The organism is Streptomyces sp. NPDC041970 (assembly GCF_055588985.1).
Window position 1 is genome coordinate 19,688 of the sequence record NZ_JBVJCD010000017.1, and the last position, 19,257, is coordinate 38,944.

Annotated in this window: 19 protein-coding genes and 1 pseudogene; 13 read left to right on the forward strand and 7 right to left on the reverse strand. The window is 74.5% G+C overall.

The features are described 5' to 3' along the window. Window positions 1–80: 80 nt before the first annotated feature. Entirely contained in the window at window positions 81–980 is a 900-nt protein-coding gene (locus ACZ6EJ_RS11710) for a TIGR01777 family oxidoreductase (RefSeq protein ID WP_469266445.1), read from the forward strand. Between the two features lie 155 nt (window positions 981–1,135). After that, a complete protein-coding gene (locus ACZ6EJ_RS11715) occupies window positions 1,136–2,497 on the forward strand; it encodes an FAD-dependent oxidoreductase (protein WP_469266446.1) in 1,362 nt (453 codons plus the stop codon). Window positions 2,498–2,504: 7 nt separating this feature from the next. Here ACZ6EJ_RS11715 and ACZ6EJ_RS11720 read toward each other — a convergent pair whose 3' ends face one another. Next, window positions 2,505–4,100, reverse strand: coding sequence for a regulator (locus ACZ6EJ_RS11720; protein WP_469266447.1), 1,596 nt, complete (start codon window positions 4,098–4,100; stop codon window positions 2,505–2,507). A 347-nt stretch (window positions 4,101–4,447) separates the two neighbouring features. Between ACZ6EJ_RS11720 and lipB the strand changes: the two genes are divergently transcribed. The 4 genes from lipB (at window position 4,448) to ACZ6EJ_RS11740 (ending at window position 7,590) form a co-directional block, all read left to right on the forward strand. Further along, window positions 4,448–5,257 (forward strand): lipoyl(octanoyl) transferase LipB, encoded by an 810-nt coding sequence (lipB, locus tag ACZ6EJ_RS11725; RefSeq protein ID WP_469266448.1) that lies wholly within the window; start codon window positions 4,448–4,450, stop codon window positions 5,255–5,257. Window positions 5,258–5,399: 142 nt separating this feature from the next. Further along, a complete protein-coding gene (gene lipA, locus ACZ6EJ_RS11730) occupies window positions 5,400–6,380 on the forward strand; it encodes a lipoyl synthase (RefSeq protein ID WP_469266449.1) in 981 nt (326 codons plus the stop codon). A 271-nt stretch (window positions 6,381–6,651) separates the two neighbouring features. After that, window positions 6,652–6,852 carry an SCO2195 family GlnR-regulated protein gene (locus ACZ6EJ_RS11735; RefSeq protein ID WP_469266450.1) on the forward strand — a complete coding sequence of 67 codons (201 nt, stop codon included), beginning with the start codon at window positions 6,652–6,654 and terminating at the stop codon, window positions 6,850–6,852. Between the two features lie 30 nt (window positions 6,853–6,882). Then, the gene (locus ACZ6EJ_RS11740; protein ID WP_469266452.1) at window positions 6,883–7,590 is read left to right on the forward strand and encodes a DUF4191 domain-containing protein; all 708 of its coding nucleotides are present in this window, start codon (window positions 6,883–6,885) and stop codon (window positions 7,588–7,590) included. Window positions 7,591–7,870: 280 nt separating this feature from the next. On the opposite strand, the gene ACZ6EJ_RS11745 is transcribed toward ACZ6EJ_RS11740, so the two are convergent. Further along, entirely contained in the window at window positions 7,871–8,278 is a 408-nt protein-coding gene (locus ACZ6EJ_RS11745; protein WP_469266537.1) for an RDD family protein, read from the reverse strand. A gap of 284 nt (window positions 8,279–8,562) precedes the next feature. On the opposite strand from ACZ6EJ_RS11745, the gene glnA reads away from it, so the two are divergent. Beyond that, on the forward strand, window positions 8,563–9,972 hold the full coding sequence (gene glnA / locus ACZ6EJ_RS11750) for a type I glutamate--ammonia ligase (RefSeq protein WP_469266453.1): 1,410 nt from the start codon (window positions 8,563–8,565) through the stop codon (window positions 9,970–9,972). A gap of 105 nt (window positions 9,973–10,077) precedes the next feature. Here the strand turns inward: glnA and ACZ6EJ_RS11755 are convergent, their stop codons facing one another. The 3 genes and pseudogenes from ACZ6EJ_RS11755 to ACZ6EJ_RS11765 all read right to left on the reverse strand — a co-directional run bounded on the left by ACZ6EJ_RS11755 (window position 10,078) and on the right by ACZ6EJ_RS11765 (window position 11,697). Next, window positions 10,078–10,644, reverse strand: coding sequence for a GNAT family N-acetyltransferase (locus ACZ6EJ_RS11755; protein WP_469266455.1), 567 nt, complete (start codon window positions 10,642–10,644; stop codon window positions 10,078–10,080). 86 nt (window positions 10,645–10,730) lie between these two features. Next, window positions 10,731–11,261 (reverse strand): annotated as a pseudogene (gene cpt / locus ACZ6EJ_RS11760) (chloramphenicol phosphotransferase CPT); the annotation flags it as partial. 130 nt (window positions 11,262–11,391) lie between these two features. Next, window positions 11,392–11,697, reverse strand: a complete 306-nt coding sequence (locus ACZ6EJ_RS11765) for a hypothetical protein (protein WP_469266457.1) — start codon at window positions 11,695–11,697, stop codon at window positions 11,392–11,394. Window positions 11,698–11,816: 119 nt separating this feature from the next. On the opposite strand from ACZ6EJ_RS11765, the gene ACZ6EJ_RS11770 reads away from it, so the two are divergent. After that, window positions 11,817–12,182 (forward strand): ArsC/Spx/MgsR family protein, encoded by a 366-nt coding sequence (locus ACZ6EJ_RS11770; protein WP_469266459.1) that lies wholly within the window; start codon window positions 11,817–11,819, stop codon window positions 12,180–12,182. A gap of 112 nt (window positions 12,183–12,294) precedes the next feature. Here ACZ6EJ_RS11770 and ACZ6EJ_RS11775 read toward each other — a convergent pair whose 3' ends face one another. Then, a complete protein-coding gene (locus tag ACZ6EJ_RS11775; RefSeq protein ID WP_469266460.1) occupies window positions 12,295–13,227 on the reverse strand; it encodes a Gfo/Idh/MocA family protein in 933 nt (310 codons plus the stop codon). Window positions 13,228–13,349: 122 nt separating this feature from the next. Between ACZ6EJ_RS11775 and glnII the strand changes: the two genes are divergently transcribed. From glnII to ACZ6EJ_RS11800, 5 genes are all read left to right on the forward strand, one after another. Beyond that, the gene (gene glnII, locus ACZ6EJ_RS11780) at window positions 13,350–14,381 is read left to right on the forward strand and encodes a glutamine synthetase (RefSeq protein WP_469266462.1); all 1,032 of its coding nucleotides are present in this window, start codon (window positions 13,350–13,352) and stop codon (window positions 14,379–14,381) included. 398 nt (window positions 14,382–14,779) lie between these two features. Further along, a complete protein-coding gene (locus ACZ6EJ_RS11785; protein WP_469266464.1) occupies window positions 14,780–15,448 on the forward strand; it encodes a winged helix-turn-helix domain-containing protein in 669 nt (222 codons plus the stop codon). A gap of 261 nt (window positions 15,449–15,709) precedes the next feature. Next, on the forward strand, window positions 15,710–16,615 hold the full coding sequence (locus ACZ6EJ_RS11790) for a metal-dependent hydrolase (protein ID WP_469266466.1): 906 nt from the start codon (window positions 15,710–15,712) through the stop codon (window positions 16,613–16,615). Between the two features lie 2 nt (window positions 16,616–16,617). Then, the gene (locus ACZ6EJ_RS11795; RefSeq protein ID WP_469266467.1) at window positions 16,618–17,694 is read left to right on the forward strand and encodes a PDR/VanB family oxidoreductase; all 1,077 of its coding nucleotides are present in this window, start codon (window positions 16,618–16,620) and stop codon (window positions 17,692–17,694) included. Between the two features lie 34 nt (window positions 17,695–17,728). Continuing rightward, on the forward strand, window positions 17,729–18,445 hold the full coding sequence (locus ACZ6EJ_RS11800; protein ID WP_469266469.1) for a TetR/AcrR family transcriptional regulator: 717 nt from the start codon (window positions 17,729–17,731) through the stop codon (window positions 18,443–18,445). Window positions 18,446–18,471: 26 nt separating this feature from the next. Here the strand turns inward: ACZ6EJ_RS11800 and ACZ6EJ_RS11805 are convergent, their stop codons facing one another. Further along, the gene (locus tag ACZ6EJ_RS11805) at window positions 18,472–19,176 is read right to left on the reverse strand and encodes a DUF2470 domain-containing protein (RefSeq protein ID WP_469266471.1); all 705 of its coding nucleotides are present in this window, start codon (window positions 19,174–19,176) and stop codon (window positions 18,472–18,474) included. Between the last annotated feature and the right edge of the window lie 81 nt (window positions 19,177–19,257).

A 19,257-nucleotide genomic window follows, 5' to 3' on the forward strand; every position in this document is an offset into this window, starting at 1 on the left:
CCGCGTCTCCGTGACGCCCCTGGCGTCCCCGCTTCCCCGTGTCTCCGTGTTCCTCGTGGCGCGTGGGGCAGGATGGGTCCATGCCGACCTCCCGTATCGCCGTCAGCGGATCGTCCGGACTCATCGGAGCGGCGCTGGTGCGCTCGCTGCGGGCCGACGGGCACGAGGTGGTCCGCCTGGTCCGGCGGCCCGCCAGGACCGGCGACGAGGTGGCGTGGGACCCCGCGCACGGCCAGGTGGACGCGGCCGGGCTGGTGGGCTGCGACGCCGTCGTCCACCTGGCCGGGGCCGGGGTCGGCGACCACCGCTGGAGCGACGCCTACAAGCGGGAGATCCGCGACAGCCGGGTCCTGGGCACCGCCGCGATCGCCGAGGCCGTCGCCTCGCTCGACACCCCGCCCCGGCTCCTGCTCTCCGGCTCCGCCATCGGCTTCTACGGGGACACCGGGGACCGCGCGGTGGACGAGGGCGCGCCGCCCGGACACGGGTTCCTGCCCTCCGTCTGCGAGGAGTGGGAGGCGGCCACCGCCGCCGCCGAGGAGGCCGGCGTCCGCACCGTGCACGCCCGCACGGGCCTGGTCGTCGCGCGCGGGGGCGGGGCCTGGGGGCGGCTCTTCCCGCTGTTCCGGGCGGGGCTCGGCGGACGGCTGGGCGACGGCCGCCAGTACTGGAGCTTCATCGCGCTGCACGACCACATCGCGGCCCTGCGCCACATCCTGGACACCGAGTCGCTGACGGGCCCGGTGAACCTGACCGGGCCCCACCCGGTGACCAACGCCGAGGTGACCGCCGCGATGGGCCGGGTGCTGCGCCGCCCGACGCTGTTCACCGCGCCCGCCCCCGCGCTGCGGATCGCGCTCGGGGAGTTCGCCGGGGAGGTGCTGGGCAGCCAGCGGGTGCTTCCGGGCAAGCTCCTGGACTCCGGCTTCTCCTTCGCCTTCCCGCGCATCGACGCGGCGATCCGGGCCGCCCTGCGCTGAACCGGCCGGTCCCCGCCGCGTGTGACCCCGCGCCCCGGCGCGCGCGTCTGACCGAGTATCGGCCATCCTCCTCCCCTCCTCGTGAACTCCGTTATTCCGGAGGCCCGTTGGGGGAATGAACCTCCCACCAGTCGCACCGACTCGGGGAGGGGCATGTGCGCAGCACGGCACACCACGCTGACGTGGTCATCATCGGGGCCGGGGTCGCCGGCCTGTCGGCGGCCCGTCTGCTGACCGGCGCGGGGCTCACGGTCACCGTCCTGGAGGCCGGCGACCGGGTGGGCGGTCGGCTCGCCACCGAGGAGGTCGACGGGTTCCGGCTCGACCGCCTCGCCCCCCTGCTCTGCGCGTCCTGGCCCGAGCTGGCCGGCGCTCCGGGGCCCGGCGTGCCGCGCCTGCGGAGGTTCGCGCCGGGGGTGCTGGTCCACAGCGGGGGCCACCTCCATCCCACCGGCGACATCCGGAGTGCGCGGAGCGCGCTCAAGGCGGTGCGCCACCGCTCGTACGCCCTCTGCCCGGGGGGTGCGGGGCACAGCGCGCACGGGGCCCCGGCGCGGGGCGGTCGGGGCGGCGCGGTGACCGGCGCGATCGACCGGGCCCGGCTGGGCGCGGCGCTGTCCCGCCTGGCGGCCACCCCGCCGGCCCGGCTGCGCGCCCGCCCGGAGCGGACCGCGTACACCGCCTCGGCCGCGACCGGCCTGCCCGCCCGCACGGTGGACGGCGTCCTGCGTCCCCTGCTCACCGCCCTGCTGAGCGACCCCGGCCTCACCACGTCGAGCAGGTGCGCCGACATCGCCCTGCGGGACTACGCGTGCGGCGGCCTCTGCGTCCCGGCGGGCGGCGCGGCGGCGCTGCCGGAGCTGCTGGCGGCCTCGCTGCCGCCGGGCACGGTGCGCACGGGCGTGCGGGCGACCGCCGCCGCCACCACCTCCGTGCGGACCGAGGGGCACGGGGAGCTGCGGTGCCGCTCCCTGCTGCTGGCGACCGGCGGAGCGGCGGCGGCCGAGCTGCTGCCCGGACTGCGGTCGCCGTCCTTCCACGCCGTGACGGCCCTTCACCACACCGCGCCCGTCCCGCCGCCGACCGGCAGGTCGCTGGTGCTGGACGGCGACCGGTCGGGCCCGGTGGCGTACACCGCGGTGATGAGCGAGGTGGACCCCTCGCGCGCCCCCGAGGGGCGGAGCCTGGTCACCTCGGCGGTGCTGGGCGCCCCGCCGCCGGACCTGGACCGCTCGGTGCGGGGGCACCTGGCGGCGCTGTACGGCGTGCCCACGGGCGACTGGGAGCTGCTGGCGGTCCATCACGACCCGCAGGCCGTCCCCGCGATGGCGGTCCCGCACGACCCGCGCCGCCCGGTGCGGTTGCTGGCCGGGCTGTACGTGTGCGGCGACCACCGCGACGCGAGCACGGTCCAGGGCGCGCTGCGGTCGGGGCGCCGGGCGGCCGAGGCGATCCTCACCGACCTGGCGGCCACCGGCCCGCACGAGGGGAGCCCGCGCCTGCCGAGGGCGGCGTGACGGGGCCTCAGCCGAGGGCCGCGACCCGGTCGCGGTAGCCGCGGACGGCGACCGCGTCCCGGTAGGGCTCCAGGGCGCGCTCGAAGGCGCGCACGTACTCCGTGGCGCGGACCGAGCGCATCTCGGCCGCCTGCTGGGCCGCCTCCGCGCCCAGCAGGCAGGCCTGTTCCAACTCCCCGAGGCCCAGCCGCGCCGAGGCGAGGACCACCCGGCACAGCAGCCTGCTCCGGGCGTACGCCGGGGCGCGCAACTGGAGCGAGCGCTCCGCGTGCTGGGCGGCGGAGCGGTACTGCTGGAGGTCGCGGTGGCAGTGCCCGAGATCGTCGGCGAGCTGCGCCTCGTCGAAGGAGCGGGCCCAGTGGGGCGCCTCGTCGCCGGGGCGGGCTGCGGCCAGGGCGTGCTCGGCCCGCGTCAGGGCGGCGGTGCAGGCGCGGGCCTCGGCGAGCACCGCGTGCCCGCGGGCCTCGGCCGAGTGCAGCAGGGCCTGGACGAGGGGCGGGGCGGCGGAGCCGATCCCCTGCTGGGCGACGCGGGCGAGCTGCACGGCCTCCCGGCCGTGCCCGAGGTAGACCGCCTGCCGGCTCATCGTGATCAGGACGTACGCGCCGTAGCCCCGGTCGCCGGCGGCCTGGGCGAGCCGCAGCGCCTGGACGAAGTAGCGCTGGGCCAGTCCGTGGGCGGCGATGTCGTACGAGGTCCAGCCGGCCAGCCGGGTCAGGTCGGCGACCGCGGCGAACAGCCGCCGCCCGGTGGCCTCGCCGTAGGCGCCCCGGAGCATCGGCTCGGCCTCGTGCTCCAGATAGCGCACGAGGGCCTGCCGGGCGTGGCCCCCGCCGTAGGTGCGGTCCAGGGAGCGGAACAGCTCGCCGACCGAGCGCAGCGCGGCGACGTCCCCGTTGACCACCCGCTGTCCGGGCCGCCGCTCGCTCTGGCGCTGGCGCGGCACCACGGGCAGCGGGCCGGCTCCGGACGGCGGCGCGCCGCAGGGCGCCGGTGCGGGCGGGCGCGCGGCGGCCGGCCCCGCGGGCGCGGGCCGGGGCGGTCCGGCCGGGCGGGGCGCCGCCCGGACCTCGGGGCGCGGCGCCCCCTCCGGGCGGCCGGGCGGCGGGGGCGGGGCCTCTCCCCCGATCCGCACGGCGGCCCCGACGTCCCGCGCCACCCACTCGTCGGCCCGGCCGATCAGCCAGTCCCGGCTGGGGACGACGAGTCCGGCCGGGGTGAAGGCGATCTTGCGCAGTTCGGTGTGGGTGCCGGAGTCCTTGCGCCACAGGCCGCTGACGATGTCGACGGCCTCGGCCGGGGTGGCGGCGAACTCCAGGCCCGCGTAGACGGGCGCGCAGGCGTCGAGCCCGAGGTCCTGTGCGGAGAGCCGGCGTCCCAGCCGCCGGGTGAAGACCTCCGCGATCAGGGCCGGGGTGGTGCCGCGCGGCTGCTGACCCCGCAGCCAGCGGGTCACCGAGGTCTTGTCGTACCGCAGGTCGAGTCCGTGTTCGAGGCCGAGCTGGTCGACCCGGCGGGCCAGGCCCGCGTGGGAGAACCCGGCTTCCGCGATGAGCGCGGCGAGGCGGCGGTTGGGCGTGCGCTGCGGGGGTCGTTCCGACATCAGCTGTACGGTCTCCTGCCTTCGGGGCCGGGCGGGCAGCCCTCATGGGAACGGCGCGAATGTAGCGGTCACCGGGGCGGCCGCAACCACCCTTTGCTCCTCGTTCATCCGATCGTGTGAGGATTCCGGGGAATGCTGACGGAAACACCCCCGTACGGAACATGTCCGAGGAACACCCGTCCGGCCCGAGCCGCCGCCGGCGGCGGCCGATCCCGGCGGCCCCTCGCCCTGCCGGAGGACCGTCGGCCACTCGGTCGTACAGTGGACGCGGGCGCGATCAGTGCAGGGTGCCGCCACCTCCGGGGACACCTCTCCGGGCACGCGGCGCCCCACCTAGGGAGGCATCGGTGAGCGAGCTGCGGTTCGTCCGTCTGGGCTTCGGCGAGCAGGCCGTCGAGTACCGGGAGGCATGGCAGAAGCAGCGCGAGGTGCACGCGGCCCGGTTCGAGGACCGGATTCCGGACACCTGCCTGCTCCTGGAGCACCCGCCCGTCTACACCGCGGGGCGCCGCACGGCCGACAGCGAGCGCCCGCTGGACGGCACCCCGGTCGTCGACGTGGACCGGGGCGGGAAGATCACCTGGCACGGTCCGGGCCAGCTCGTCGGCTACCCCATCCAGAAGCTCCCGCGCCCGGTCGACGTCGTCGCGCACGTCCGCCGGCTGGAGGAGGCGCTGATCCGCACGGCCGCCGACTTCGGCGTGGAGACCACCCGCGTGGAGGGCCGCAGCGGCGTCTGGGTCCTCGGCGACCCGGTCGAGCGGCGCCCCTCGACGGGCGGGCTCTCCCTGGACTTCGACCCCCGGCTCCAGGACGAGGAGTTCGACGCGCGGCTGAACGGCCCCGAGTACGCCCCGTCCAACGCCGGCCAGCGCCGCGAGGACCGCAAGCTGGCCGCGATCGGCATCCGCGTCGCCAAGGGCGTGACCATGCACGGCTTCGCCCTCAACGTGAACCCGGACAACACCTGGTTCGACCGGATCGTGCCCTGCGGCATCCGCGACGCGGGGGTCACCTCGCTCGCCGCCGAGCTGGGCCGCGACCTCCCCATCGAGGAGGTGCTGCCGGTCGTCGAGAGGCACCTGCGGGACGTCCTGGAGGGCGCCGAGCCCGCTCCCCGCGCGGTCGAGCCGCACCGGGCCGCGACCCCGGCCTGACGCCCCGGCCCGGCGGTCGGGGAGCGCGCCTCCTCGGCCGCAGGTCGGGCAGGCGCAAGACCGTTTGATTAACGGGCGTACCCTGGGGTTCGCCAAAGAATCCCAAGCGAATCACGCAGCGAAAGCAAAGGGGAGTGCCGGAGTGTCCGCTGTCGCACCCGACGGGCGCAAGATGCTGCGCCTGGAGGTCCGGAACAGCCAGACCCCCATCGAGCGCAAGCCCGAGTGGATCAAAACGCGGGCGAAGATGGGCCCCGAGTACAACCAGTTGCAGAAGCTCGTGAAGAGCGAGGGGCTGCACACCGTCTGCCAGGAGGCGGGCTGCCCCAACATCTTCGAGTGCTGGGAGGACCGCGAGGCCACCTTCCTCATCGGCGGCGACCAGTGCACCCGGCGCTGCGACTTCTGCCAGATCGACACGGGCAAGCCGCAGGCGCTGGACCGCGACGAGCCCCGCCGGGTCGGCGAGTCGGTCGTCACGATGGACCTGAACTACGCCACCATCACCGGCGTCGCCCGCGACGACCTGGAGGACGGCGGCGCCTGGCTGTACGCCGAGACCGTCCGCCAGATCCACGCGCTCACCGCGGGCCGGGAGGCGGGCGCGACCAAGGTCGAGCTGCTGATCCCCGACTTCAACGCGGTCCCCGAGCAGCTCGCCGAGGTCTTCTCCTCGCGCCCCGAGGTGCTCGCGCACAACGTGGAGACGGTGCCGCGGATCTTCAAGCGCATCCGCCCCGGTTTCCGCTACGAGCGCTCCCTGGAGGTCATCACGCGGGCCCGCGAGGCCGGCCTGGTGACCAAGTCGAACCTGATCCTCGGCATGGGCGAGACCCGTGAGGAGGTCAGCGAGGCGCTCCAGGACCTGTACGACGCGGGGTGCGAGCTGATCACGATCACGCAGTACCTGCGCCCCTCCGTGCGGCACCACCCGGTCGAGCGCTGGGTGAAGCCGCACGAGTTCGTCGAGCTGAAGGACGAGGCCGACGCGATCGGCTACTCGGGCGTGATGTCGGGTCCGCTGGTGCGCTCCTCGTACCGCGCCGGCCGCCTCTTCCAGCAGGCGATGGACGCGCGCGGCGCGGCCTCCGCCGGGAGCGCGCAGGCCACGTCGGCGGTGTGAATCCGCTCACCGGCGGCCGTCCGCCGGCGCCGAGGGACCGGAGCGGCCCCCGCGCTTCCCGCAGGTCGGGGACGCGGATGGGCCGCTTCGGCGTGCGGGGGGCCGGAAGGAAGGTTTCATTGGTGTTTGACCGACCGGTCATGCGCTGGTAACACCGAGCAGTGACCCTGGGTCACACGTACGGCGGCGGCCCCCCGCCCGCCGCCGGCACGTCTTCCCGTACTCAGTCCGCGCCTCCGGGTGGCGCATCCGCTTTGAGGGAGACACCACGATGCAGGCCGCACCGGTCCGCGCCCACGCCCTTCCGACCGTCGCCACCGCGCTGCGCGCCGTCGAGTCGCTGCTGCTGAGCGGCGGCCAGCGCACGGCCCGCCGCAACGCGTGGAACGCGGTCCTGGAGGACCGCCGCCGCGCCGAGGAGCGGGTGGAGGCCCAGTACGTCCTGCGGGACGTGGCCGACCACCGTTCCTAGCCCGTCCTCGCGGCACGTAAACTTCCGTACATGGCGAGGAAGGCAAAAACCGAAGGCGCGGACAGCGCCCAGAACGCAGGGCGGCTCAAGCAGATCGCCCTGACCTACAAGATGACCCGGCGGACCGACAGCAAGATCGGTCTCATCGTCGCGGGTGTCGGAATCGTCACGTTCGGTGTCCTCCTCGGCATCGGCTTCGCGATCGGCCACCCTGTCTACCTGGGCATCCTGGGCTTCGTCCTGGCCGTCCTCGCGATGGCGATCGTCTTCGGCCGGCGGGCCGAGCGGGCGGCCTTCGGGCAGATGGAGGGGCAGCCCGGCGCTGCGGCCGCCGTCCTGGACCGGATCGGACGCGGCTGGACCACCACCCCCGCGGTGGCGATGAACCGCAGCCAGGACGTCGTCCACCGGGCGGTCGGCAAGGCCGGCATCGTCCTGGTGGCGGAGGGCAACCCGAACCGGGTCAAGAGCCTGCTCGCCGCCGAGAAGCGGAAGATGGCCCGCATCGTGGTGGACGTGCCGGTGCACGACATCATCGTCGGCAACGGCGAGGGCCAGGTGCCGCTGCAGAAGGTCCGCACCAGGATGCTGAAGCTCCCCCGCGTCCTCACCGGCCCCCAGGTGACGGGGACCAACGACCGGCTGCGGGCGATGGGCGACCTGATGAGCAACATGCCGCTGCCGAAGGGCCCCATGCCCAAGGGGATGCGGATGCCGCGCGGCGGCAAGATGCGCTGACCGCGGCACGCGCGGACACGACGACGGGGCGGCCCCGGACCGATGGACGGTCCCAGGGGCCGCCCCGTTCTCGTGGGCGTGCGGGGGCGGCGCCGTAGGGGGCGGGGCGCCACGTGCGCGGGGACGCGTCGTGGGCGTACGCGGGGCGGGGTCCGGCGTGCGCGGGTGGCGTTCGGGCCTACGCGGGGCTGCGGCGCGCGTACGCGGACGGTGCGGGGGTGGCGTGTGTGCGGCTGTCGCGTCCGCGCGGGCGTGCGCCGCGCGCGGGCGGACGACGGCGTCACATGCGGACCTGGACGGCGCGGGAGAGCCGGTCGTGCAGTCCGCGTCCGTCGCGGTCCCAGACCAGCGCGGGGATGACGAGCAGGAGCAGGACGGTCCGCACGGCCACCCGCCCGAGCGGGAGCCGGCCGCCGGCCTCGGCGACCACGCGTACGCCCAGCAGGCGCTTGCCGGGCGTGCAGCCGATGGTGCCGACGGTGAGCAGGCTCATCACGAGGAAGACCCCGAGCGCCCAGTTGCCCGCCGCCTGCTGGTCGCCGCGGGCCAGCAGCCCGTACGCGATCACCATGCAGAGCGCCCAGTCGACGAAGAGGGCCCCGAAGCGGCGGCCCAGCGGCGCGACCGAGCCGGGCCCCTTCTCGGGCAGTCCGAGCCCCTTGCCCCGGTACCCGAAGTCGGCGCCCATCTCCTCGGCGGCCGCGCGGGGACCCGAGAGCCACGATCCGATTGCTTGCCTGTTGTCCACCCGTCCACGGTACTGCGCCCGTGTTTGCGCCCGGCGTGGCGGGGCACTGTAGACCGGCCGCGGAGATGACGCCCGCACCCGCCCCGGTTAACTTGGGCGAAACAAATGGGTCATGCTGGAGAAATCCCGGCTGCCTATGGTCAGGTCCGGCGTGTGCCACCGCACTGGCCGCACAACGAGCTACAACCCCGTCCCTCCCGTGGGCCGGGAGTAGGAGGAGTTGGATGTTCCAGAACGCCGACGAAGTGCAGAAGTACGTAGCGGACAACGACGTCAAGTTCATCGATGTCCGGTTCTGCGACCTGCCGGGAGTGATGCAGCACTTCACGATCCCGGCGGCGGCCTTCGACCCGGCCGAGGAACTGGCCTTCGACGGTTCTTCGATCCGCGGCTTCCAGGCGATCCACGAGTCCGACATGGCGCTGCGCGCGGACCTGTCGACGGCTCGGGTGGACCCGTTCCGCCGTGACAAGACGCTCAACGTCAACTTCTTCATCCACGACCCGATCACGGGCGAGCAGTACAGCCGCGACCCGCGCAACATCGCGAAGAAGGCCGAGGCGTACCTGGCTTCGACCGGGATCGCGGACACCGCGTACTTCGGCCCGGAGGCCGAGTTCTACGTCTTCGACAACGTCCGCTTCCAGACGTCGGCGAACGAGAGCTTCTACCACATCGACTCCGAGGCCGGCGCCTGGAACACCGGCGCGGTCGAGAACAACCGCGGGTACAAGGTCCGCTACAAGGGCGGCTACTTCCCGGTCCCGCCGGTGGACCACTTCGCCGACCTGCGGGCCGAGATCTCCCTGGAGCTGGACAAGAACGGCCTCCAGGTCGAGCGCCAGCACCACGAGGTCGGCACCGCCGGCCAGGCGGAGATCAACTACAAGTTCAACACGCTGCTCGCCGCCGCCGACGACCTGATGCTCTTCAAGTACATCGTGAAGAACGTCGCCTGGCGCAACGGCAAGACCGCGACCTTCATGCCGAAGCCGATCTTCGGCGACAACGGCTCGGGGATGCACGTCCACCAGTCGCTGTGGCAGGGCGGCACGCCGCTGTTCTACGACGAGCAGGGCTACGCGGGCCTCTCGGACATCGCGCGCCACTACATCGGCGGCATCCTCAAGCACGCCCCGTCGCTGCTGGCCTTCACCAACCCGACGGTGAACTCCTACCACCGCCTGGTCCCCGGCTTCGAGGCCCCGGTCAACATGGTGTACTCGCAGCGCAACCGCTCCGCCGCGATGCGCATCCCGATCACCGGGTCCAACCCGAAGGCCAAGCGCGTCGAGTTCCGCGCCCCGGACCCGTCCTCGAACCCGTACCTCGCCTTCTCGGCGCTGCTGATGGCGGGCCTGGACGGCGTGAAGAACAAGATCGAGCCGCCGGAGCCGATCGACAAGGACCTCTACGAGCTGGCTCCCGAGGAGCACGCCAACGTCCAGCAGGTCCCGACCTCGCTCCCGGCCGTGCTGGAGGCCCTGGAGGCGGACAACGAGTACCTCCAGGCGGGCGGCGTCTTCACGTCGGACCTGATCGAGACGTGGATCGACTACAAGCGCACCCACGAGATCGCCCCGATCCAGCTCCGCCCGCACCCGCACGAGTTCGAGCTGTACTTCGACCTGTAGGTCCGCCCGCCCGACCGCGGTCGGGACGGACGGCCGGTGCGGCGAAGGCCGCCGCCTCTCCTCGGAGGCGGCGGCCTTCGCCGTTCCGGCGTCGGGTCGGGCGGTTCACCGCAGCAGGGGGCGGGGGCGGCTCGCCCAGTACTCGTCGGCGGTGATGCCCAGCAGGACCACGTCCTGGTAGGCGCCCGCGAAGAACTCGTGCTGGCGCAGGCGGCCCTCCTCCACGAAGCCGAGTTTGCGGTAGAGGGCCAGGGAGGCGTCGTTGAAGGCGTAGACCTCGACCTCGCACTTGTGGCAGCGCTGCTCGGCGAACATGTACGTGAGGACCAGCTCGCTGGCCTCGGCGGCGTAGCCCTGGCGGCGGTGTTCGCGGGTGACCTCGATGCCGGTGCGGAAGCGTCCGGCCCGTGCGTCGGTCTCGCCCACGGACACCGCGCCCACGAAGGCGTGCTCGAACCGGGTCTCGATCACCAGTTGGTACGCGGCGGGGTTCGGCCCGCGCACGGCCCGCTCGGCGGCCCAGGCGCGGAAGCCCTCGTCCGAGCGGGGCGGTTCGACCAGGTCGGCGTTCCGGGCGTCCACGGTGTGCAGGGCCAGGGCCCGGAAGCCCTCCCAGTCGTCCGGTTCGATGCCCCGCAGGCGCACTCTCTCCCCGGTCCACAGGTCGCTCATCGCTCTGCCCTGTCTCTCTCGCCCGCGGGCGCGGGCGTGCGTACGGGCCCGTCGCCGACGGCGGGCGCGGGCGTCGGGTTCGGCGGGGTGAGCCGGGCCGCGACGGCCCGCGCGCAGTCCAGCGCCTCCGTGCGGGTCGTGTCCACCTCCAGGTCGTAGACCACGCCCCGGTGGACGGTCTCCGCCTGCGACGCGGCCATGCCGCGGGGGCGGTCGCCGCGGGCCGTCTCGCGGGCCGCGGCGACCGCGCTGTCGCAGCGGACGCCGACCCAGAGCACGTCCAGTCCGGCCAGCGCCCCGCGCCACCGCTCCTGGGAGGCCGCTCCGCCGAGGAAGACGTCGTCGACGACGATCCGCGCGCCCGCTCGGGCCATCGCGGCGACGCCCTCGCGCCAGGCCGCCTCCAGCCGCCGGAATGCGGGGCCGACGGCGACAGCGCCGTCGACCCCGAACGCGATGCCGTCGCCCGGCGTCCGCAGGGAGGCGGGCATCGCGTCCACCAGCGCGTCGACGGGAGCGGCGAGCCACGGCTCCGGCAGGACCGCTTGCAGGCAGCGGACGATGCCCGTCTTGCCGGAGCTGGAGCCGCCGTTCAGTACGATCACCTGACTGGTCACCCGGTCACGGTAGAGGCAACCGGCACGCCACTCGACGCGTTTTTCGGACGCGGCCCCTCCCGCGGGGGCGGAGAGCCGGAAGCCCAGCGTCCGGCACACGGTCCGGGACGCGGGTCCCGGACCGTGCGGGTCAGCGGCCGTCGCGGATCAGGGAGCGGACCATGCGGCAGGTGGCGTCGGACGGGCGGTGGATGCCCAGGCGTCGGGCGGTGGTCCGTATGCGGTGGTTCCGGGCGCTGGCGGACTGGTAGACCCCGCTGTCCAGCAGGGCGATCGCCAGGCGCATGGCCTTGAGCCGGCGGTTGTGCGAGACGTACCACTCGCGGGGGCGGCCGGCGGGCAGGCGCTTCTTCGGCAGGGGGGTCGGGAGCGGCGGGTGGACGGGCGTCGGGAGCTGGCGGTCGAGCGGCTCGGTCGTGACTGCGGCAACGGCCATCGGCAACCTCCTGGCAGCGGGGCGGAACCCTGGCGAACTCCCTCCATTTTACTGCCCACCACTGACAATCGCCCCTGGCCAGAGGCTACTTCGGCAACCCCTCGCGTAACCTCGGCCCCATGGAGATCTGGATCAATCCCGCCTGTTCCAAGTGCCGCGGCGCACTCACCCTGCTCGACGCGGAAGGGGCCGACTACACCGTCCGCCGCTACCTGGAGGACGTGCCCTCGACCGACGAGATCCGGGACGTGCTGCACCGGCTCGGGCTGGAGCCGTGGGACATCACGCGGACGCAGGAGGCGGAGGCGAAGGAGCTGGGGCTCAAGGAGTGGCCGCGGGAGCCGGGTTCGCGGGAGCGGTGGATCACCGCCCTGTCCGAGCACCCCAAGCTGATCCAGCGTCCGATCATCACCGCCGAGGACGGCACGGCGGTCGTGGGGCGCACCGAGGAGGCGGTCCGCGCGGCCCTGGCGGCGGGCGCCTGAGTCCGTCCACCGGGGGCCCGGAGCCGCTTCGGCGCCTAGGGCGTGAGCGCGCGGTGGTGCGGAGGGGGGCGGGCGTGAGCCGTCCCCCTCCGCCGCGCCACCGGCCCGAAGCTCAGCTCGGGGAGGTCTCCGCCTCCGCCTCCGCCTCCGCCTCCGCCTCCGCCAGGATCTCCGTCACGCGGGCCGCGAAGCGGATGTCGCACGGGTGCGGGTCGCCGGTGGCCATCGCGTGCAGCAGGGCGTCGATCGCGCGGGCGTACGCGCCTTCCGCGCCGTCGCCCCGGCCCTCGGGGAGCGTGGCCACCCCGTGTTCGCCCAGGAGCCGCACGGTGGAGCCGGCCGCCGCCTCGGGGGCGTGCAGCGAGAGCGCGGCCGTGCTGGACGCCCCCGAGGCGTGCCGCAGGATCAGGTGGGTGAGGTCGGCCGGGCCCCGCGCCGCGGTGACCGAGACGGCGTCCCCGAGGACGGGGAGCAGCACGGACAGGGCGTGCGGGCCGACGTCCCACAGCCCGCCCCGGTCGCGCCGCCACGGGGAGGCGGCGTACGGGCTGTCCGAGCCGGGCGCGTACAGCGGGGCCAGCCACTGCGCGTGGGCGGTGAACCAGCCGCCGCGTGCGGCCTGTTCGTCGATCCAGGCGGCGGTGGTGGGGGCGAACCGCAGGGTGAGGAAGACCACGGAGGCGACGCCCGCCCGTCCGGCGCGCCCGGCGGCGTCCCGAGCGGCGGCGGCCGTCGTGGCGAGCGGTTTGTCGAGCAGGAGGTGGCATCCGGCGTCGGCGGCGCGCCCGGCGAGGTCGGCCTGGACGTCCGGCGGGAGGGCGACGGCGACCGCGTCGCAGTCGGCGAAGAGGGCGTCGACGTCCGCGTACGCCCTGGCGCCGAGGGCGCCGGCGAGGCGTTCGGCCGCCTCCGGTCTGCGGCCCCACACGCCGGTCAGCTCGGCGCGGGGGTGGGCGGCGAGGGCCGGGCCGTGGACGGCGGTGGCCCAGGGGCCGGTGCCGAGGAGGCCGATGCGTGCGGTGCGTGCTGCGCTGGGAGTGGTCACCGCGCCAGTGTGCCCGGCCGCCCCCGCGGTAACACGGGGTTCACACGCGGGCAACTGCCGGGAAACCCCCTGTCGGCAGGCTGTGCGGCAGCTTCGCAGACCCGCACCTGAGGATGGCTTCCGTGACGTTCAAGGCTGAGTACATCTGGATCGACGGCACCGAGCCGACTGCCAAGCTTCGCTCGAAGACCAGGATCGTGCCCGGTTCGCCCGGCGACCTCGCCTCGCTGCCCCTGTGGGGCTTCGACGGTTCCAGCACCAACCAGGCCGAGGGGCACGCCTCCGACCTGGTGCTCAAGCCGGTCGCCCAGTACCCCGACCCGATCCGCGGCGGCGACGACGTCCTCGTGCTGTGCGAGGTCCTGGGCATCGACATGGCGCCGCACGCGTCCAACACCCGCAGCGCGCTCGCCGAGGCGGCCGAGAGGTTCGCCGGCCAGGAGCCGCTCTTCGGCATCGAGCAGGAGTACACCTTCTTCGACGGCCACCGGCCGCTGGGCTTCCCCGAGGGCGGGTTCCCGGCCGCGCAGGGCGGCTACTACTGCGGGGTCGGCGCGGACGAGATCTTCGGCCGCGAGATCGTGGAGAAGCACCTGGACGCCTGTCTGGCGGCGGGGCTCGGCATCTGCGGCATCAACGCCGAGGTCATGCCCGGCCAGTGGGAGTTCCAGGTCGGCCCGCTCTCCCCGCTGGAGGTCTCCGACCAGCTCTGGGTGGCCCGTTGGCTGCTCTACCGCACCGCCGAGGACTTCGGGGTGTCCGCGACGCTGGACCCGAAGCCGGTCAAGGGCGACTGGAACGGCGCGGGCGCGCACACCAACTTCTCCACCCGCGCGATGCGCGAGGGGTACGAGGCGATCATCACGGCGTGCGAGGCGCTCGGCGAGGGCTCCAAGCCGATGGACCACGTGAAGAACTACGGCGCGGGCATCGACGACCGGCTCACCGGCCTGCACGAGACCGCCCCGTGGAACGAGTACAGCTTCGGCGTCTCCGACCGCGGCGCCTCCGTCCGCATCCCGTGGCAGGTCGAGCGGGACCGCAAGGGCTACATCGAGGACCGCCGCCCGAACGCCAACGTGGACCCGTACGTCGTCACGCGGCTGATCGTCGACACCTGCTGCACCGCGCTGGAGAAGGCCGGTCGCGCCTGACCCGCCCGGCACCGCGCACGAGGGGCCCGCCGTACGACGGCGGGCCCCTCGCCGTGCGTTCCGGTCCCGTTCCGCCCCGCGTTCCCGGCCCGTTCCGCGGCGCGGGACCGGCGCGCGGTGACGAAGACGACACCCGCGACCGTATCGACGGGCGAGATCACGACTGCTGCCCCGCCGTGATCTCTGCTTCAATGGGGCCATGGCCGGCTTCCAGTACATCGCGTCGCGTCGCAGCGACCTCGAACCGTTCTGGCCTTCTCGTCAGCACCATGACTTCGACCGGGTGTGTTGCCGCGCGGGGAACGCGCAGGCCCTCTAACGCCGCTCACCCGGCCTTCGGTCCGCGCGCACGACGCACGTCCTCCTGACGAATCCTCGCGCGAAAGAGCTGACCCCTCATGGTGAACACCCGTACGTTCTCCGCCGCGTCCGCTGCCACGGCAGCGTCCCCGGCATCCGCTGCGGCCGCCTCCTCCCCCCGTCCCCTCTCCTCCGCCCGCTCCCTCTCCGCCGACCGGCACCGGCTGCGCGCGGTCGACCGCGACGAGCCCGTACGGCCGTCCGACGTGGCCGACTTCCTCCCGCCCGGCGCCACCTGGCTGCCCGCACCCCCGCACACCCTGCCCACCCTGCCCGGCCGCCCGCCGATGGTCGGCTACCTGGTGCTCGTGCCGGCCGACCAGCACCCGAGCGGCTTCCCCGTCGCCGCGCCCCAACCCGCGCCGGCCCCCTCGCCGTTCCCGCCGCACCCGGCGGCGGAGGCGGTCCCGGCCGAGACGGCCCCCACCGGGCCGGTCCGGATCGACGCGAGCCGGCGCACCGCTTCGGTGGACGGCGTCGCGCTCGACCTCACGTACCTGGAGTTCGAACTGCTGGCCCATCTGGTGGCGCACCCGCACCGGGTGCACACCCGCGACCACCTGGTGACGACGGTGTGGGGTTACGGGCACGTGGGCGACGGGCGCACCGTGGACGTCCATGTGGCCCGGCTGCGCCGCAAGTTGGGCACGGAGTACCGGCGCTCGATCCAGACGGTCCGCCGCGTGGGGTACAAGTACACGCCCTGACCGCCCGATCGGGCGGTACGCCCGCCGGCCCCGGTCCACGGTTCCTCATCGCGGGCCGGGGCCGGCTCGTCGTCCTCCGCGCGTACGCGGCCCGTACCGGGGCGCGGGGCGACGACCGGCGGGTCCCGGTGGTCGCGCACCCGGATCGCGGCCGACGGGCCCGCCGGGGCGTCCGGGGCGTGCGCCCCACCGGGACCGCGGCCGGAGGGAATCCGCCGCACGGCTCTGGCCCTCCCGCTTACCCGTCAGTACATTGACGCCATGTCCAACACGCAGCCGGAGGCGGTCGCCGCGGAGCGAACGCCCCTCAAGGCCCGCAACGTCTCCTTCGCCTGGGAGGAGACCCCTCTGCACTGGGTGCCGGGCGACCCGTTCACCACGCACACCATCAACGTGCTCCACCTGCTGCTGCCGGCCGGGGAGCGCTGGTTCGTCCACGTGTACCGGCAGATACTCCCGTACATCCACGACGAGCGGCTGCGCGAGGACGTCGCGGGGTTCATCGGGCAGGAGGCCGTGCACGCGCAGGCGCACGACGACGTGCTGCCCCGGCTGCGGGAGTCGGGGCTCGACCCGGAGCCGTACACCGCGCAGGTGGACTGGCTGTTCGAGAAGCTGCTCGGGGACCGGACGCTGCCGCCGGGGCGGGCGTCGACCTGGTGGCTGATGGAGCGGGTGGCGATGATAGCGGCGATCGAGCACTACACCGCGTTCCTCGGCGACTGGGTCCTCAACGCCGAGGCGCTGGACCGCCGGGGCGCCGACCCGGTGATGCTGGACCTGCTGCGGTGGCACGGCGCGGAGGAGGTGGAGCACCGGTCGGTGGCCTTCGATGTGTTCCAGCACGTCGACGGCGGCTACCGGCGGCGGGTGCGCACCTGGGCCACGGCGTTCACCGCGCTGGTGTTCCTCTGGCAGCGCGGGACCCGGTTCCTCATGGAGAACGACCCCACCCTGCTGGACGGCAAGGCCTCGTTCCGGGCGTTCCACGCGCGGGGGCGGCAGGGCGCCCTGCCCAGCACGGGGGCGATCCTGCGGTCCGTCCCCGGCTACCTCAGCCGGTCCTACCACCCCTCGCGGGAGGGCAGCACGGCCCAGGCCGTCGCCTACCTGGCCCGCTCGCCCGCGGCGCGCGCCGCCGAGGCCCGTACGGCGGGGGACCGTTGACCATGATCCCGCCCCGCCCCCGTACCGTCGCGCTGACCGCCGGCGCCGCCCTGCTCGCCCGGCGGGCGCTGCGGCGCCGGATAGCCCGCTCCCCGCTGTGGCCCCTTCCCGCGCTGCCCGAGCCGGTCTCCGGCCGCTCCCGGCGGCGTGCGGCGGCCGCCCGCCGACTGCTGGTCGCCGGGCGGGAGCACATCGCCGAGGGGGTCGTCCTGCTCCGGCTGGAGGGGGACGGGCTGCCGCGCTGGGAGCCGGGCGCCCATGTGGACCTGGTGCTGCCGTCCGGGCTGGTGCGGCAGTACTCGCTCTGCGGCGACCCGGAGGACGCGTCCGCCTACACGGTGGCGGTCCGGCTGGTCGAGGACGGCCGGGGCGGTTCGCGCGAGGTGCACGAGCGGCTGCGGGAGGGGATGGAGGTCGAGGTGCGCGGCCCGCGCAACCGCTTCCCGCTGGCCGGGGCTCCCGCCCACGTCTTCGTCGCGGGCGGCATCGGGATCACCCCCGTCCTGCCGATGCTGCGGAGGCTGGCCGCGTCGGGGGCCGACTGGCGGCTGCTGTACGGGGGGCGGTCGCGGGCCTCGATGCCCTTCCTCGCGGAGATCGAGAGGCTCGGGGCGGACGGGGGCCGGGTGGCGGTCGTCGCCCAGGACGAGGCGGGCCACCCGGACGTCGTCGCGGCGCTGAGCGGGCTCGCCCCCGGCACGGCGGTGTACTGCTGCGGCCCCGCGCCCCTGACGGCCGCCGTCACCGCCGCGCTCCCCGAGGGCCGCGCCCCGCACGTGGAGCGGTTCACGGCCGCGGCGGCTCACCCGGCCGGATCGCGGGCGTTCGAGGTGGAGTTGCGGCGCAGCGGGCGTACGGTGCCGGTCGCGGCCGGGCAGTCGGTGCTGGCGGCCGTCCGCGCGGAGCTGCCCCATGTCCCGTACTCCTGCGAGCAGGGCTTCTGCGGCACCTGCCGACAGCCCGTGCTGGAAGGGGAGATCGACCACCGGGACGAGCTGCTGACCGACGGCGAGCGGGGCGGTTCGATGCTGATCTGCGTCTCGCGCTGCCGGAGCGGGCGCCTCGTCCTGGACCTCTAGGGCGTCAACGGGTCGCCCCGGATAGGCTGTCGCCATGACGACCGGGGTGCGGCGCAGGATGGGCGTCGAGGAGCGCAGGCAGCAGTTGATAGGGGTCGCGCTGGACCTGTTCAGCCGCCGCTCGCCCGAAGAGGTGTCGATCGACGAGATCGCCGCGGCCGCCGGGATCTCCCGGCCGCTGGTCTACCACTACTTCCCCGGCAAGCAGAGCCTGTACGAGGCGGCGCTGCGGCGGGCCGCGGACGAGTTGGCGGCCCGTTTCCAGGAGCCGCTGGAAGGCCCTCTGGGCGGACGGCTGTTGAGGGTCATGGGCCGGTTCTTCGACTTCGTCGACGAGCACGGGCCCGGCTTCTCGGCGCTGATGCGCGGCGGCCCCGCCGCCGGCTCCTCCACGGCGAACGCGATGATCGACGGGGTGCGGCAGGCCGCGTACGACCAGATCATCGCCCACCTCGGGGTGGAACGGCCGCCCGCTCGGCTGGAGTTGGTGGTCCGCTCCTGGGTGTCGCTCGCGGAGTCGACGGCGCTCGTCTGGCTGGACGGGCGGCGTGTTCCGCGCGCCGAGCTGGAGGTGCAGTTGGTGCACGACTTCGTGGCACTGGCCGCCGTCAGCGCGGCGCACGACCGGGAGATGGCGGACATCGTGGTGCGGGTGCTGTCGCGGGAGCCGGCGGACGGCCCGTTCGGGGATCTGCTGACGCGGCTGTCCGCGCTGGCCCCGGCCGTGCCCGCGCGCCGCGCGCCCGGCTGAGTCCGCGGATCGCACCGGAGCGGCGTTCAGGCCGGCAGCCCGTTGCGGTGGGAGGCGCGGCGGGCGGCGGCCAGCAGGGCGTGGATCTGCGGGCCCGCCTGGTCGATCCCGGTCACCGGGCGCGGGAACGGCAGCCGTGCGTCCTCGTGCGCGTCCCGGTGTTCGAGGCGCAGGACCAGCCCGTAGCGGTCCATCGCCAGCGGTGTCGCGCGGATCATGCCGCGCCCCGGACGGGGGTGGACCAGGCGCAGCAGCAGCGGGACGAGTTCGCCGTGCCGGTCCGCCAGGTGGGTGAGCATCTCCGCCTCGCATCCGGCGATCGGGTCGGGCTCGGCCTCCTCCAACTCCTCCAGGGTGAGGAAGGTGCGGCCCTCGGCGTCCTCCAGGACCGCCTGCCCGAACTCCATGCAGGTGCTGTGCTCGGCGTCCGTGCCGTACGGGGCGGCCAGCAGCCCGGTGACCGTGACGCGGGCGCGCAGCCGGTCGCGTACGGGGGTGGGTGCGATGTCGGTGAACTCCAGGCGGACGGGGACGCGTTGGCCGGTCGGCGCGTGGTCGCCGCAGGCCGGAGCGTGCAGGTGGATGCAGTCCATCGCCGCCGTGCCGTCGAGGCGGCGGACTTCGGTGTGCCGGCCGTCGCTGACCACCGTCATCGAGTGGGCGACGGTCAGGATGGACCGGACGCGCTCGGCGCGGGTGGGCAGCGTGGCGCGGGGGCGGGAAGGGCGCATCCGAGGTCTCCTGGAGCGGTCAGCGGCACCCAAGCGGCTACTTAGGTATGCCTAACCTTACCTACAGCGCGGGCGGCCGGG

Bases quoted from the DNA above. Each gene is read 5' to 3' on its own strand.
- glnA (WP_469266453.1), top strand. From the start codon at position 8,563: ATGTTCCAGAACGCCGACGAAGTGCAGAAGTACGTAGCGGACAACGAC.
- ACZ6EJ_RS11720 (WP_469266447.1), bottom strand. From the start codon at position 4,100: ATGTCGGAACGACCCCCGCAGCGCACGCCCAACCGCCGCCTCGCCGCG.
- ACZ6EJ_RS11805 (WP_469266471.1), bottom strand. From the start codon at position 19,176: ATGCGCCCTTCCCGCCCCCGCGCCACGCTGCCCACCCGCGCCGAGCGC.
- ACZ6EJ_RS11795 (WP_469266467.1), top strand. From the start codon at position 16,618: ATGATCCCGCCCCGCCCCCGTACCGTCGCGCTGACCGCCGGCGCCGCC.
- ACZ6EJ_RS11710 (WP_469266445.1), top strand. From the start codon at position 81: ATGCCGACCTCCCGTATCGCCGTCAGCGGATCGTCCGGACTCATCGGA.
- ACZ6EJ_RS11740 (WP_469266452.1), top strand. From the start codon at position 6,883: ATGGCGAGGAAGGCAAAAACCGAAGGCGCGGACAGCGCCCAGAACGCA.
- ACZ6EJ_RS11755 (WP_469266455.1), bottom strand. From the start codon at position 10,644: ATGAGCGACCTGTGGACCGGGGAGAGAGTGCGCCTGCGGGGCATCGAA.
- ACZ6EJ_RS11770 (WP_469266459.1), top strand. From the start codon at position 11,817: ATGGAGATCTGGATCAATCCCGCCTGTTCCAAGTGCCGCGGCGCACTC.
- ACZ6EJ_RS11745 (WP_469266537.1), bottom strand. From the start codon at position 8,278: ATGGGCGCCGACTTCGGGTACCGGGGCAAGGGGCTCGGACTGCCCGAG.
- ACZ6EJ_RS11800 (WP_469266469.1), top strand. From the start codon at position 17,729: ATGACGACCGGGGTGCGGCGCAGGATGGGCGTCGAGGAGCGCAGGCAG.
- ACZ6EJ_RS11790 (WP_469266466.1), top strand. From the start codon at position 15,710: ATGTCCAACACGCAGCCGGAGGCGGTCGCCGCGGAGCGAACGCCCCTC.
- ACZ6EJ_RS11735 (WP_469266450.1), top strand. From the start codon at position 6,652: ATGCAGGCCGCACCGGTCCGCGCCCACGCCCTTCCGACCGTCGCCACC.
- ACZ6EJ_RS11785 (WP_469266464.1), top strand. From the start codon at position 14,780: ATGGTGAACACCCGTACGTTCTCCGCCGCGTCCGCTGCCACGGCAGCG.
- ACZ6EJ_RS11765 (WP_469266457.1), bottom strand. From the start codon at position 11,697: ATGGCCGTTGCCGCAGTCACGACCGAGCCGCTCGACCGCCAGCTCCCG.